The 13,439-nt window shown below is 34.9% G+C and carries 12 protein-coding genes, 1 tRNA gene and 1 other RNA gene; 7 read left to right on the forward strand and 7 right to left on the reverse strand.

The features are described 5' to 3' along the window. Positions 1-196 precede the first annotated feature (196 nt). From HOG71_01735 to rfaD, 3 genes are all read right to left on the reverse strand, one after another. On the reverse strand, positions 197-1,111 hold the full coding sequence (locus HOG71_01735) for a DUF4476 domain-containing protein (GenBank protein MBT5989549.1): 915 nt from the start codon (positions 1,109-1,111) through the stop codon (positions 197-199). A 203-nt stretch (positions 1,112-1,314) separates the two neighbouring features. Continuing rightward, complete coding sequence (locus HOG71_01740) at positions 1,315-1,986, reverse strand: PorT family protein (GenBank protein ID MBT5989550.1); 672 nt, start codon at positions 1,984-1,986, stop codon at positions 1,315-1,317. Positions 1,987-2,083: 97 nt separating this feature from the next. Beyond that, on the reverse strand, positions 2,084-3,055 hold the full coding sequence (gene rfaD / locus HOG71_01745) for an ADP-glyceromanno-heptose 6-epimerase (GenBank protein ID MBT5989551.1): 972 nt from the start codon (positions 3,053-3,055) through the stop codon (positions 2,084-2,086). A gap of 417 nt (positions 3,056-3,472) precedes the next feature. Between rfaD and fabD the strand changes: the two genes are divergently transcribed. The 6 genes from fabD to HOG71_01775 all read left to right on the forward strand — a co-directional run bounded on the left by fabD (position 3,473) and on the right by HOG71_01775 (position 8,465). After that, the gene (gene fabD, locus HOG71_01750; GenBank protein ID MBT5989552.1) at positions 3,473-4,348 is read left to right on the forward strand and encodes an ACP S-malonyltransferase; all 876 of its coding nucleotides are present in this window, start codon (positions 3,473-3,475) and stop codon (positions 4,346-4,348) included. Between the two features lie 3 nt (positions 4,349-4,351). Beyond that, a complete protein-coding gene (locus HOG71_01755; GenBank protein ID MBT5989553.1) occupies positions 4,352-4,666 on the forward strand; it encodes a YbjQ family protein in 315 nt (104 codons plus the stop codon). 2 nt (positions 4,667-4,668) lie between these two features. After that, a complete protein-coding gene (locus HOG71_01760; protein ID MBT5989554.1) occupies positions 4,669-4,830 on the forward strand; it encodes a hypothetical protein in 162 nt (53 codons plus the stop codon). Between the two features lie 123 nt (positions 4,831-4,953). Next, a complete protein-coding gene (map, locus tag HOG71_01765) occupies positions 4,954-5,727 on the forward strand; it encodes a type I methionyl aminopeptidase (protein MBT5989555.1) in 774 nt (257 codons plus the stop codon). An 11-nt stretch (positions 5,728-5,738) separates the two neighbouring features. After that, the gene (locus tag HOG71_01770; protein MBT5989556.1) at positions 5,739-6,200 is read left to right on the forward strand and encodes a 23S rRNA (pseudouridine(1915)-N(3))-methyltransferase RlmH; all 462 of its coding nucleotides are present in this window, start codon (positions 5,739-5,741) and stop codon (positions 6,198-6,200) included. 171 nt (positions 6,201-6,371) lie between these two features. Beyond that, a complete protein-coding gene (locus tag HOG71_01775; GenBank protein MBT5989557.1) occupies positions 6,372-8,465 on the forward strand; it encodes an OmpA family protein in 2,094 nt (697 codons plus the stop codon). A gap of 50 nt (positions 8,466-8,515) precedes the next feature. Here HOG71_01775 and ligA read toward each other — a convergent pair whose 3' ends face one another. From ligA to gap, 4 genes are all read right to left on the reverse strand, one after another. Then, on the reverse strand, positions 8,516-10,597 hold the full coding sequence (ligA, locus tag HOG71_01780) for an NAD-dependent DNA ligase LigA (GenBank protein MBT5989558.1): 2,082 nt from the start codon (positions 10,595-10,597) through the stop codon (positions 8,516-8,518). Between the two features lie 36 nt (positions 10,598-10,633). Then, an RNA gene (rnpB, locus tag HOG71_01785) (RNase P RNA component class A) lies at positions 10,634-11,071 on the reverse strand. A 283-nt stretch (positions 11,072-11,354) separates the two neighbouring features. Beyond that, a complete protein-coding gene (locus tag HOG71_01790) occupies positions 11,355-11,822 on the reverse strand; it encodes a hypothetical protein (GenBank protein ID MBT5989559.1) in 468 nt (155 codons plus the stop codon). Positions 11,823-12,046: 224 nt separating this feature from the next. Then, positions 12,047-13,051 (reverse strand): type I glyceraldehyde-3-phosphate dehydrogenase, encoded by a 1,005-nt coding sequence (gene gap / locus HOG71_01795; GenBank protein ID MBT5989560.1) that lies wholly within the window; start codon positions 13,049-13,051, stop codon positions 12,047-12,049. Positions 13,052-13,260: 209 nt separating this feature from the next. On the opposite strand from gap, the gene HOG71_01800 reads away from it, so the two are divergent. Further along, positions 13,261-13,334 (forward strand) — tRNA-Glu (locus HOG71_01800). The last annotated feature ends 105 nt before the right edge of the window (positions 13,335-13,439 follow it).

Consider the following 13,439-nt stretch of genomic DNA (forward strand, 5'->3'; position numbering starts at 1 on the left):
ACCAAAGCCATTGAAATATTGATAACTTTTTAAACGCTAAAGCTAAAAGTTACCAACATTACAACAGCATTATGAATATTATTATAAATTTGAAATTAAAGGAAATTATAACCAGACAGAGTTTGATTTACACTCCCTTTAAGTCATTGATTCTAAAACAGAAAAAACGTCCTGAGCGTTGCCAAAGGACGTTTTTTTATTTATTCGCTATCACAAACTCTTTCAATTCTACTTTTGAAGATTCGAAACTAAAAAGATCGTAAAGCTTTTCGAAGTTTAGCTGATCATAGGTATTCGAATAGGCAAGTTTTGCTATTTCCAGACGAGAATTATCAAAGGTAAAAAGATCAAGAATTTCTTCAATCTGATTTACTTTTAAACAATTATTATTGACTAATTCCTGAGCAGCTGAAAGTTTTTGATCCTCAAATTTCACCCGACTAATTTCAGTAATTTGCATCTCGAAATTAGGCTGATCCATATACATTTCACATCCTCTTTCTTCAACATATTCATCATTCGTCACCTCTTCGATTACCTCAGAGTCTTGGGCAACAACAGCAACATCTTCAACTTGTACTTTCTCCATTTCATGCACACTTGTAACTTCATTGACAGTCACGTTATTATTAATTTCTTTTACTTTAGCTGATGCTTTTTGATGTTGTTTTTTAATTGCCACTTCAGTAAACAGCTTTAAACTATATATTTCATCTTTGCGCTCAATTTCTGCTTTTTTGGCCTCCACTTCATCTTCATCTTTGAGATTGAAATCTCGTGCAATATTCTGCAATGTCATGAGTGCCAATTTTTCTTCCACACTTACTTTCCGTCTTTTAACGGCATAGGTCATTTCTTTTCTTTCACGAAGGTTCACATAACCTGAAAGATCCCCTATTTCAGAATTTTCAAAAATCAGCGTTGCCTGATAGGTTGTAGGGTTGAGTCCTTTTACAGTCACATTGGTTTGGGCTTCATCATTATATAAAATCCCATTTAATACCAATTTAAAAGGCTCTCCACTTTGTGAAAAAACCACCAACGAAGTATTTTGAGCAAGGAGATAGAGCGCATTGATCAAGAATAAACTTAATAGTAGATATTTTTTCATGAATCTTGTTGATTGTGTTTGAAGCAAAAAGCTAAAATGATGCCATCCTGTTAATCAATTAACGTTTGAGCTCGGGCAGAGGAAATAACACTTCTCTCCACCAATTTCTAACATTCTAATTCCCTTGATTGACATGGCCTAATGCTCGTATTATGCAAAGTTTAGTTTATTCAATTCTTGTATTTTCTATTTTACTTTAAATATCAGTTACGATTTTTACTAGCCTTTTTAAACGCATTGTAATCAATTAAATAGGATAAGCTTAGCTCAGCATTTAAATTTTTTGATGAAGAAAAGTGTGAGCCAGTAGTATTTTTAAAAATATCATTTAAACTGGAAGAAATTCTACTTTCTGCTTGAAATAATCCAATTGAAGAATGCAATGAAATTCCAAATCCTAAACATAATCCAAATCCAGTTTTATTGTTTACTTTTTTTCCATAATAATCTTTTTCTTCAACATCTTCTAATAAGTTAATTTTCTCTTTTTCAGAAAGGAGGTAATCAAGATAAGAGCCTAAATTAATCAAAAATCTTGTTTTTTGATTTCCTAAATTAATATGAGTCATAAATGGGATTTGAATATAATCTAAACGTCTTTTGTAAGTATTTGTTGAATCTAAGTTTTCATTCCAACCAGCTTGTTTATAATTCAGTTCAATCTGGATTCCTAAACTTTTTTGTGAAATATGTTTAAATACAACTCCACTTGTCAATCCTGTATTAATTTTCTGTTTGATTGAAGGTTCAGAAATAATTCTAGAAAAATTTCCACCTAACTTAATTCCAAAATATGTTTCTGGTTCAAAAACATTTTGGGTGTAAACAACCAAAGACAAAAATAATGTCGTTATGATTAGGATAGTTTTTTTCATTTTCAATCTAATTAATTTTAAATACTGTGAGATTTTATCAGAGGGTTATTTATTCTATATAAAGTATCTATTTTCGGTCAAAATGTTTTATAACTCATCAATAAACATCACTTACAGCCAAATAAGTTTTCACGTAATCTGCAATTCCTTCTTTTAGCTTTTTAAAATCTTTGTCATAACCTATCGATCTCAGTTTGTCAATATTCGCTTCCGTAAAATACTGGTATTTATCGCGAATATCCTCTGGTGTATCAATATAGGATAAATTGGCTTCTATTTCCAATGACTCAAAAATAGCTTCAGCAAGTGTATTAAAACTTTCAGCTTTACCAGTTCCCAAATTATAAATTCCGTTATTTTCAGATTTCCTATTATGCATCAGAAAATACATGACTTCACAAACATCTTTTACATATACAAAATCGCGGCTTTGCTCACCATCTCCACATCCTTCCTTATGTGAACGGAAAAGTTGCATTCCACCTTTTTCCTGAATTTGATTAAAAGCATGAAAAACGACAGATGCCATTCTGCTTTTGTGATACTCATTTGGCCCATAGACATTAAAGAATTTCAAACCGGTCCAGAAATAAGGTTTTTGTTCTTGTTGCAAAGCCCATTTATCAAATTCATTTTTTGAAATGCCATAGGGATTCAAGGGTTTCAGGTTTTCGCATAAATCATGATTATCATCATAACCGAACTCTCCTCCACCATATGTTGCAGCAGATGATGCATAGACCAGTGGCAAGCTATATTTGATGCATTTTTGCCACACTTGCTTTGAATAATCCAGATTCAGTTCATTCAATATGTCAAAATCAAATTCAGTAGTGTCGGTTCTGGCACCTAAGTGAAAAATAAACTGAACCAATTTATGTTCATTATCCAGCCAGTTGAAAAACTTATTTCGATCAACTTTTAGACTAAATTGCTTATTTTTAATATTTTTTAGTTTCTCAGTCTTCGAAAAATCATCCACCAAAACCAAGTCATAAAAACCTTCGTCATTGAGTTTTCGAACCAAACAACTTCCAATAAAACCTGCTGCACCTGTTATAACAATCATATATGCTGTACCCTATTTATTTTAATACACAAAGCTATTGGTTTTTTTATATTCTAACGATACTGACAGTCAGTGACAATCCTATAAACCTGAGTTCGGGACAAGAAATAAATAACAGAGAGCAAATAGGGGATAAGATTTGAAGAAGAAATTTTGAAGTTATAACTGGTTATTTCAAGAGATTTCTTTTTTAAAGATTGTGCTCAATTTGCTCTCCCTTTGGGCTTCATGAGGTTTCCCATACACATCCCCAGATTTTATTGAATTATCACGATAGTCCTGCAAAAATCTGGATTGTCTATAAAAAACCTCAAGAAGCTGTAAATATTTGTTATCCCAAACTCAGATTTTTAGGTCTGTAAAGAGGATTTTAAGATATTTGCAGTGAAATTTCTGAAGCAATAATAAAAAATAGATATGAAAGCGTTTGTATTTCCAGGACAAGGAGCACAGTTTGTAGGCATGGGAAAAGACCTGTTTACCGAGCATGAAGAATCGAGACAATTATTCGAAAAAGCAAATGAAATATTGGGATTTCGAATTTCTGACCTCATGTTTGCCGGAACTGATGAAGATTTAAGACAAACTAAAATTACCCAACCAGCTATTTTCATTCATTCAGTAACAACCTTTCTGGCAAAAAAAGGAGAACAAATTCCTGAAATGGTTGCCGGACATTCTTTAGGTGAGTTTTCGGCATTGGTTGCAGCAGGAGCCTTAAGTTTTGAAGATGGCGTTCGACTTGTGCAGCAAAGGGCTTTAGCTATGCAAGAAGCATGTGAAGCAGAACCATCAACCATGGCTGCTATAATTGGACTTGATAATGGAATTGTTGAAGAAGTATGTGCATCAATTGATGATGTAGTTGTTCCAGCAAATTACAATTCGCCCGGTCAAATCGTTATTTCAGGATCGGTTGAGGGAATTAATAAAGCCTGTGAATTACTAAAAGAAAAAGGAGCAAAACGAGCCTTACCTCTTAAGGTTGGTGGAGCTTTTCATTCCCCACTGATGGAGCCTGCACGTGAAAAACTGGCAAAAGCAATTGAAAACACTACTTTTAATTCGCCCATTTGTCCTATATATCAAAATGCTACAGCCACTGGATCTACTGACCCAGCCATCATAAAAGAAAACCTGATTGCTCAACTTACTGCACCGGTAAAGTGGGCACAAAGTGTTGAAAATATGGTAAAAGACGGAGCAAGCAGCTTCACTGAATCAGGTCCTGGCAATGTACTTTCTGGACTGGTTGGAAAGATTTCTCGTGGAATGGAAACTATAAAATTATAACATATGATTACTTCGACAACCGAAACAATTCACGGTAGAGAAATTACTCAAAATTTGGGTATTGCCCGTGGGAATACAGTGCGTGCCAGACATCTTGGTAAAGACATTTTTGCTGGATTGAAAACTTTAGTAGGTGGCGAAATATCTGAATATACCAAACTCATAGCTGATGCACGTGAAGAAGCCATGTATCGGATGATACAAGATGCAGAGAAATTAGGTGCTGATGCTATTGTTAATGTTCGTTTTACAACTTCCATGATTATGCAGGGAAGTGCTGAAATATTGGCTTATGGAACCGCTGTAAAACTTGCTTAATTATGTTTTGGGATTTTCTGGTTGGTTTTCTCAAAATTTTTCTTCCTGTAGGATTGGTTTTACTTGTTTATTTTGTCATCATTCGAAAGCAGAAAATCGATGAAGAAAAACCGGATGATGAAAATGACTTTATAGAAGAAGATGATGAATATAATTTCCATTAGCATATTTGCTGTCATACAACTAGTTGTTTTTGCTCTAATAATTTACTTTATAGTAAAAAGAGTGAAAGATAAAAAGAAAGAAAAATTTGAACAAAGAGAATACTAATAGAATCTGTTTTTAAAATGGCACATATTATAATAAAATCAGCGGAGCAAATTGAGGGTATTCGTCAAAGTTCAATATTAGCTGCTCAAACTTTAAAATATATTGCAGAATATGTTGTTGAGGGAGTGAGTACAGCTGCTCTCGACAAAAAAATTGATACATATATACGGGATCATGGAGCCCTTCCTGCACCACTTAATTATAATGGATTCCCAAAATCGAGTTGCATTTCACTCAATGAAGTTGTCTGTCATGGCATACCAAATCCCAAAGAAATCCTGAAAAATGGCGATATTTTGAATGTGGATGTAACAACCATATTAAATGGCTATTTTGGCGATACCAGTCGCATGTTTGCCATTGGTGATATTGATGAAAATGCAAAAAAACTTATTAAAATAGCCCAAGACTGTTTGGATATTGGAATTGAACAATGTTATCCTGAAAATTTTGTAGGTAATATAGGATATGAAATAGCTAAATATGCGCGTGCTAATAAATGCTCAGTTGTATACGAATATTGTGGACATGGAGTAGGTGTTGCATTTCATGAACCACCAGAAATTGCCCATATAGCTGAAAAAGATTCTGGAGCAAAAATGAAAGCAGGTATGACTTTTACCATCGAACCCATGATCAACCTTGGGAAGGCCAGAACTAAGTTAGATAAAAAGGATGGCTGGACCGTGCGCACCATTGATAACAAGCTGTCTGCACAATTTGAACACACATTGGTTGTTACGGAAAAAGGATGTGAGGTTTTAACTGATTTAGACGACTATTACGCTTAAAATATTTGATGATGAAAACAGAGTTCTGGATGACTGGAAAAACCAATCACAACTATTTGAATTCTGGTATTGATTTGTATGCAAAAAGAATAAAACACTTCACGTCATTTGATATTCGTGAAATCAAAATACCCAAAGCTAAAAGTCCTGAGGAAGTCATACAAAGTGAACAAGATCAAATCCTCAAACTACTTCAGCCAAACGATCGACTCATTTTATTGGACGAAAAAGGAAAAATCTTTACATCCATCGAATTTTCAAAATATGTTCAACAACAATTTAATACAAGTCCGAACCGACTCATCTTTTTGATTGGTGGGGCATATGGTTTTGGACCGGAATTGTACAAACGCGCTAATTCTTTAATTTCATTGTCGAAGTTTACATTTCCACATGATTTGGTAAGGATTATCTTTTTAGAACAGTTTTATAGATGTTTAACTATTCTTAACAATCATCCATATCAGCATTAATGAGTTCAAAAATTACAGTTTGCCATAATCAAAATAAGTAGAAATACATGAGGATAAAAGCGTTTTAATATTCACTTTTATCACATAAAATAGTTTGAAAACATTTATATTCGCACATTATTCGTTTTATTTGTGGTATAATAAAACGAGGGTTTTACAAAAGATGCAATTATGAACCTAAGAAGATTTTTTTCACTTGCCTTGATCGCTGTATTATTTACTACTCTAATTGGTTGTAGTGGCTCAGGATCCTTAGAAAAAGCCAATGAAGCATATGATCTATATCAGTTCAATACGGCTATAGATATGTATAAGAAATTGGTTAGTAAAGAAAGGGACAAAAAAATAAAAGGCGAAATGACAATGAAAATTGCTCATGCTTACAAGCAAATGGGTGATTTTAGAAAAGCCGAAAATTATTATAGCAAGGTATTAAAATATTCAAAAGATGATCCTGATGCTTATTTTGCTATGGCAGATATGCAAAAAAGACAGGAAAAATATGAAGATGCCATCATCACTTTCAATAATTATATTCGTGAAATGCCTGGTGATGCCAAAGGTGAAATGGGATTAAAATCCTGTGAAGATGCAATCAAATGGAAAAATGATAAAACCCGCTATGTTGTTGAAAATTACAAAATACTAAATTCAAAAAGTAATGATTTTGCTCCTGCTTTCTACAAAAAAGGAGCTATGGTGTTCACATCTGATCGTGACGCTTCTTCAGGAAATAAAATTTACAATTGGACAAACGAAAAACATACTGACATTTTTGTGTCAGAAATAGTTGGGAAAAGAGGATCTAAAAAACTGGAGAAACCCAGATTAATAGATGAAGACAATATCGTTAATACCAAATACAACGAAGGTGTTGTTACGTTTGACAGACGCTTTAACACTATGTATTACACCCAGTGTAATGATAAAAATGGAGATGGACATAACTGCAGGATTTTTGTCATTCGTAAAAAAGGTAAAGTTTGGGGAGAACCTGATGTATTGCCTTTCTGCAACGACTCTTTTGTAAAATACGGACACCCAACACTGTCTCCTGATGGCAAGAAATTGTATTTCTCAAGTGATGATCCTGATCTTGGATTTGGAAAAAAAGACATTTATGTGGCTTCCTATGTCAAGCGTGGAAAAACATGGAGCGATCCTGTAAACCTTGGTGAGAATATCAATACCCCAGAAAATGATATGTATCCATTTTCCTACACCAACAAACGTTTATATTTTGCTTCAGATGGATTACCGGGTATGGGTGGTTTGGATATTTTTTATGCAGAAAAGCAAGATGATGGAAGCTGGAGTTTGCCTATTAACTTAAGACCCCCTATCAACTCAGGTGGAGATGATTTCGGAATTATTATTGAAAAAGGTGGCACAGTAGCCAAGGGATATAAAGGATTTCTTTCGTCTAATCGTGAAGGCAAAGGAGACGATATCTATGAATTCTATATGACTCCACTGGAATATACTTTGTCGGGTGTCGTTTTTAATATTAAAACAAAAGAAACAATACCAGATGCAACGGTAACACTTTATATTAGCGAAGAAGATACTTCATATAAAATACAGGTTCAGACAGATGTTTCCGGAGGTTACAAATATGATTTGAAACCAGAAGCCGAATACTCTGTAATAGCCATTAAGAAGTTCTACTTCGATTCAGAAGAGAAATTCGTTTCCACAGTAGGTCTTGAATTTTCAGAAGACTTTGTTCGTGATTTATACCTTGATCCTTTCTTACCAGTTGATGTGGAACTCGAAGGTATTTATTACGATTTAGATGATGATATGCTTCGCTCTGAATCCATGATAGTATTAGACTCCCTTTACAATTTATTGATGAAGCATCCTTATGTGGTAATTGAAATTGGTTCACATACTGACTGCCGTGCAACAGACGAACACAACAATGATCTGTCGAACAGAAGAGCAAAATCAGTAACAGATTATTTAGAGTACAAAGGCATTCCTATGGATCGCTTACAAGCAATTGGTTATGGTGAAACAAAAATTGCCAATGGTTGCGATTGTAGCACAGGTGCACCACCACTTTATAATTGTACAGAAGCACAACATCAGCAAAACAGAAGAACCACCTTTAAAATTATTCGTACAGATTATGAGTATGGAGCCGATCAACTCAAACAACTTCAAGACTGGCAAGATACTCGTGAAAAGAAAGGTCCTCCAGCAGGAACAACTAAACGAAATAATAGCGAGGAAGAAGAAGAGTATGAAGGTGTTGAATAGCATCTGATCTAAAAATAAACAAAGGAACCCTGGCCATTCGTCAGGGTTTTTTATTGCTCGATCATGTCCAGGAACTCTTGCTCTGAAATAATGGGAATACCCCACTTCTGTGCTTTTTCTAATTTCGCTGGACCCATATTATCGCCAGCTAAAACAAAACTTGTTTTTTTAGATATAGATCCCACATTTTTTCCGCCATTTTGATCAATCATTGCTTTAATTTCATCTCTGGAATAAATGCTAAAAACACCACTAACAACAAAGGTTTTCCCTTCAAGTATAGTACTTAATGATGTCTGTACTTCATCACCTATTTCAAACTGAATCCCATTATCCATTAATCGATCAATCAGCAGAATATTGGAATCTTGGCTAAACCAATTGATCAAACTAAGTGCAATCTTCTCCCCTATTTCATCCGTATCCATTAATTCTTCCAGAGAAGCTTCTGCAAGCTTTGTTATATGATGAAAACGCATACTTAATTTCTTAGCTACAGTTTCGCCTACATAACGTATTCCCAAGGCATATAAAACCCGGGCAAAAGGAACTGATTTTGCATCTTCTATACTTTGGATCATCTTGGATGCAGATTTCTCTCTGAACCCTTCCAATTCTTCAATTTGCTCTTTTTGCAGCTCGAAAATATCAGCAACATTGGTTACATATCCTTTTTCAAATAATAAATTGACAGTAGCTTCTGCAAAACCAATATCCATGGCCTTACGGCTTATGAAATGCTCTATTTTTCCTTTTATCTGAGGTGGGCAACTGCTTTCGTTGGGGCAATAATGATTTGCTTCACCATCCACCCGCACTAATTCAGTAGCACATTCCGGACAAGCAGTGATATAAGCTATTTTTTGCAGTTCATCAGAACGTTTATTCAGGTCAACACCAACAATTTTAGGAATAATTTCCCCTCCTTTCTCCACATAAACTGTGTCTCCAACAAACAAATCCAATAATTCAATTTGGTCGGCATTGTGTAAAGATGCTCTTTTTACAGTCGTTCCTGCCAATAAAACAGCTTCCAAATTAGCGACTGGGGTTATGGCACCTGTGCGTCCTACCTGATAGGAAACCGAATTCAAAACAGTACTAACACGTTCTGCTTTAAACTTATAAGAAATTGCCCATCGTGGTGATTTTGCTGTAAAACCCAGTTGTTTTTGCAAATGACTAGAATCTACTTTGATGACTATTCCATCTATTTCGAAAGGCAATTTGCTTCGTTCGTTTTCCCAATACTTCACATAATCGATTACCTCCTGAATGGATGTGTAATGCTTTAGATGTTCTGATATTCGAAAACCCCAATTTCTGGCTAATTGTAAATTAGTAAAATGTGAATCGGTTGGTAAGGCGCTGGATAATAGTCCATAAAAAAAACAATCCAAAGGACGTTTAGCTACCAGAGAAGAATTTTGCATTTTCAAACTACCTGCAGCCGAATTTCTGGGATTTGCAAAGGGAATTTCTCCAGCCTCTATGCGGTCGTCATTTAACTTCTGAAATCCAGCTGTTGGCATATATATTTCGCCTCGAATGACAAATTCAACTGGATAGTCCTTCCCTGATAAAAGCAATGGAACACTTTTAATGGTTTTTACATTAGCTGTAATATCGTCTCCCTGAATACCATCTCCACGGGTAACTGCTGAAACCAACTTTCCCTCTAAATAAGTCAGGCTAATGGATGCTCCATCAAATTTTAATTCACAAGAATAGGTAAAATCCTCACCTATTGTTTTTACAATGCGCTCATGAAATTCGATAATGTCTTCTTCTGAATACGTATTTCCCAAAGAAAGCATGGGATATTGATGAACCACTTGTTTGAATTCCTGATTGTGATCATTTCCTACACGTTGGCTAGGTGAATTAGTATCTACTAAATGAGGGAAATCCTTTTCAATACGCAGGAGCAGTTTCTCCAATTGATCGTAATCGTAATCATTTAATTTTGGTTTCGACAATACATAATATTGATGCTCATGAAAGCGAATAACATCACGAAGATTATTAATTATTGTTTCTGCCACTAGCTGATCTATTTGATCCAATTGACATATCGCCAATAATTCGTTTGTCTTTTTAAGCAGACGGTTATCTGATTCTTGCGTATTCATGGTTCAAATTTAAAAAAACCGGAGGACGAACCTCCGGTATCAAACATGCAATAAGCCGGATTCTGTACATCCAAACCAAAAGAATGGAGTTCTATCATTTGTCTAGGTCTGCTGTCACCAACAGACTCAATCGGTCTACCCCTCTCGATAAACGGCCGAGCAAGCCAGCTCCCAATAAAGGGAATCGAGATATACATGACCTTTCAACCAACAGGGTTTACCAAGCTCCCGATATCACTATCAGGACTGGTGAGCTCTTACCTCACCTTTTCATCATCGCCTGCCTTTGCTAAAGCTTCGACAGGCAAAGCCTGCTAAAAACAAAATGCAAAGACATAGGCAGTTTCCCTTTCTGTGGCACTTTCCGTCACCGATAAAATCGGAGCCTTCCCGTTAGGAAGTGTTGCGCTCTGTGCTGTCCGGACTTTCCTCCCTCCCTGAAAAATCAGGAAAGGCGATAGAATACATGCTTTGCTGCAAAGTTATTTAATCCTGTAAGAATTCGATTGTAATGACATAAAAAAAGCCCTGACAATTCGGCCAGAGCTTTTGATCATTAGGATGGATAGTTCTTATTCTTATTTCAAATGGACTATTGGTCTTTTCGACTTGAATGATTGAGTGGTCAATATAAGAATATTAACCGATTGTGAGTCACTTTTCTGTCAACTTACATGAAAACTGAAGTGGCTAAAACCCCTTATTCCACTACTGTCTCAGCTATTTTTTCATACATTTGGTGTAATTCGCTATTCATTCATGAACTCTGTTTCCCCAGGTAATTTTCATACGCATTAAGAAAAGAATTCCCAATGTTTTTGCTTCCAAAATTTCTATAAAAAAAACCCATAAATCCCGGAGCTTTTAAATTACTAATTTCAACTCGAAGTCTTATTTCATTGTTTTTTTCTTCAAATTCCTTTACAAAATGAGAATTCGTAGTTATTGTTTTTCCTGCTTGATATTCTTCGTCAAATTCAACAATTATTTTATCTTTATTAGAGACAATTGAAATATTTGTTCTTTTCATTATCCCCTCGTTGGTTTCTATTGTTACAAAGTCACTTCCTTGTTCTATAAGCTTGACACTAGTCATACCGGGCATGATACTTGAAATTTCCTTAAAGTGTTCTCCTAAATTATTTAAGGATTTTTCTACATCATTAATGTTACAACTAATCTTGGTAGTACCTTCAAACCAAACTGCCTTAGATGATTCTGTCATAGTATCTGAATTTGATTAATATTGAAAACATCCAGTATTCAATATTAAAATGATGTAAGCGAGATATCTCTATTGTTTTTTTAAATTTAATGAATTACAACAAGAGAATAACGATTGTTGAATGACGAAGGAAATATCCTGTGCCTACTTCGTAATTCTTAATTCAAATGTTCTACTGTTCGTCATTCTTTTTCAAGAGAAAAACAAAAAGTACATTTAAAACTTTATATCAATCTTCCCAATTTCACAATCAAATCAGCCAAACGGTGTGAATAGCCTGATTCGTTATCGTACCAACCAGCAATACGCACCATGTTTCCGATAACATCGGTCAGATTGGAATCAAATATACAGGAGTACTGACTCTTGATAATGTCGGATGACACAATAGCTTCCTCTGTATACTCTAAAATACCTTTAAGATGTGTTTCAGCTGCTTCTTCAAAAGCCTTGTTAATTTGTTCAACAGTTACTTCTTTTTTCACTGTGCACATGAAATCAGCAATAGAACCATCAATAACAGGAACACGATAAGCGCTTCCTGTCAATTTCCCCTCAAGGTGTGGAAAAATAAGGGCAGTTGCTTTTGCTGCTCCAGTTGAAGTAGGGATTATATTTATACCAGCTGCACGAGCTCTTCTTAAATCTTTATGCGGTGCATCAACCAAATTTTGATCCGCAGTATAGGCATGAACTGTTGTGGCAAAGCCTGTATCGATTCCTGCCAGTGCATCCAAAACTTTGACCATTGGTGCCAAACAATTGGTTGTACAGGAAGCATTCGAGACAATATCCAGATCCTTATTTATTACCTCATCATTTACACCTAAAACAACAGCCTGAATATCACTTCCTTTTGGTGGAGCTGAAAGGACAACTTTTTTGGCTCCGGCAATCAAGTGATTGGTTAGTTTTTCTTTATTGGTGAATTTTCCTGTGGATTCTAATACCACATCTACATCCAAGTCTTTCCAAGGCAATTTTGAATTATCTTTTTCTGCGAACACCCTGATTTGCTTACCATGAACAACTAAATGATCATTATCGTATTTCACTTCATCAGCAAAAATGCCAAAAATAGAATCGTACTTTAACAGATAAGCAATGGTATGTGGATCTACCAGATCGTTAATTGCTACAATATTGATTTCTGGCTTGTCATATAATACTCTGAAAGTTGACCTTCCGATACGTCCAAATCCATTGATAGCAACATTAATTTTTTTCATAATTACTCTTATTTTGGGTATTAGATTTTAAAGAACGAGCAAATTTAATATATTTTATCATCAATATATGTATAAAAGACACAAAGTGTTGGAAAACAAATTAGGCTTAAGATATTGTTTTTCTATAACTTACGATCAATTAAAAAAAATTACAGAAAGATCATGACTGTTCTAAATTTCTCATTTATATTTGCACCTCATTAATTATTGGTCCGTTCGTCTAGTCTGGTCAGGACGCCAGGTTTTCATCCTGGTAACAGGGGTTCGAATCCCCTACGGACTACAACCACAGCCTCAGAGAAATCTGAGGCTTTTTTTATCTGCTTTTGTCTAGCAAACTACAAGATTTCTTCTCCTTATTACTTAACACAATTTAACTTTACCATTC

Source organism: Bacteroidota bacterium (assembly GCA_018698135.1).
Lineage (GTDB): Bacteria > Bacteroidota > Bacteroidia > CAILMK01 > JAAYUY01 > JABINZ01.

Bases quoted from the DNA above. Each gene is read 5' to 3' on its own strand.
- HOG71_01735 (MBT5989549.1), bottom strand. From the start codon at position 1,111: ATGAAAAAATATCTACTATTAAGTTTATTCTTGATCAATGCGCTCTAT.
- HOG71_01740 (MBT5989550.1), bottom strand. From the start codon at position 1,986: ATGAAAAAAACTATCCTAATCATAACGACATTATTTTTGTCTTTGGTT.
- rfaD (MBT5989551.1), bottom strand. From the start codon at position 3,055: ATGATTGTTATAACAGGTGCAGCAGGTTTTATTGGAAGTTGTTTGGTT.
- fabD (MBT5989552.1), top strand. From the start codon at position 3,473: ATGAAAGCGTTTGTATTTCCAGGACAAGGAGCACAGTTTGTAGGCATG.
- HOG71_01755 (MBT5989553.1), top strand. From the start codon at position 4,352: ATGATTACTTCGACAACCGAAACAATTCACGGTAGAGAAATTACTCAA.
- HOG71_01760 (MBT5989554.1), top strand. From the start codon at position 4,669: ATGTTTTGGGATTTTCTGGTTGGTTTTCTCAAAATTTTTCTTCCTGTA.
- map (MBT5989555.1), top strand. From the start codon at position 4,954: ATGGCACATATTATAATAAAATCAGCGGAGCAAATTGAGGGTATTCGT.
- HOG71_01770 (MBT5989556.1), top strand. From the start codon at position 5,739: ATGAAAACAGAGTTCTGGATGACTGGAAAAACCAATCACAACTATTTG.
- HOG71_01775 (MBT5989557.1), top strand. From the start codon at position 6,372: ATGAACCTAAGAAGATTTTTTTCACTTGCCTTGATCGCTGTATTATTT.
- ligA (MBT5989558.1), bottom strand. From the start codon at position 10,597: ATGAATACGCAAGAATCAGATAACCGTCTGCTTAAAAAGACAAACGAA.
- HOG71_01790 (MBT5989559.1), bottom strand. From the start codon at position 11,822: ATGACAGAATCATCTAAGGCAGTTTGGTTTGAAGGTACTACCAAGATT.
- gap (MBT5989560.1), bottom strand. From the start codon at position 13,051: ATGAAAAAAATTAATGTTGCTATCAATGGATTTGGACGTATCGGAAGG.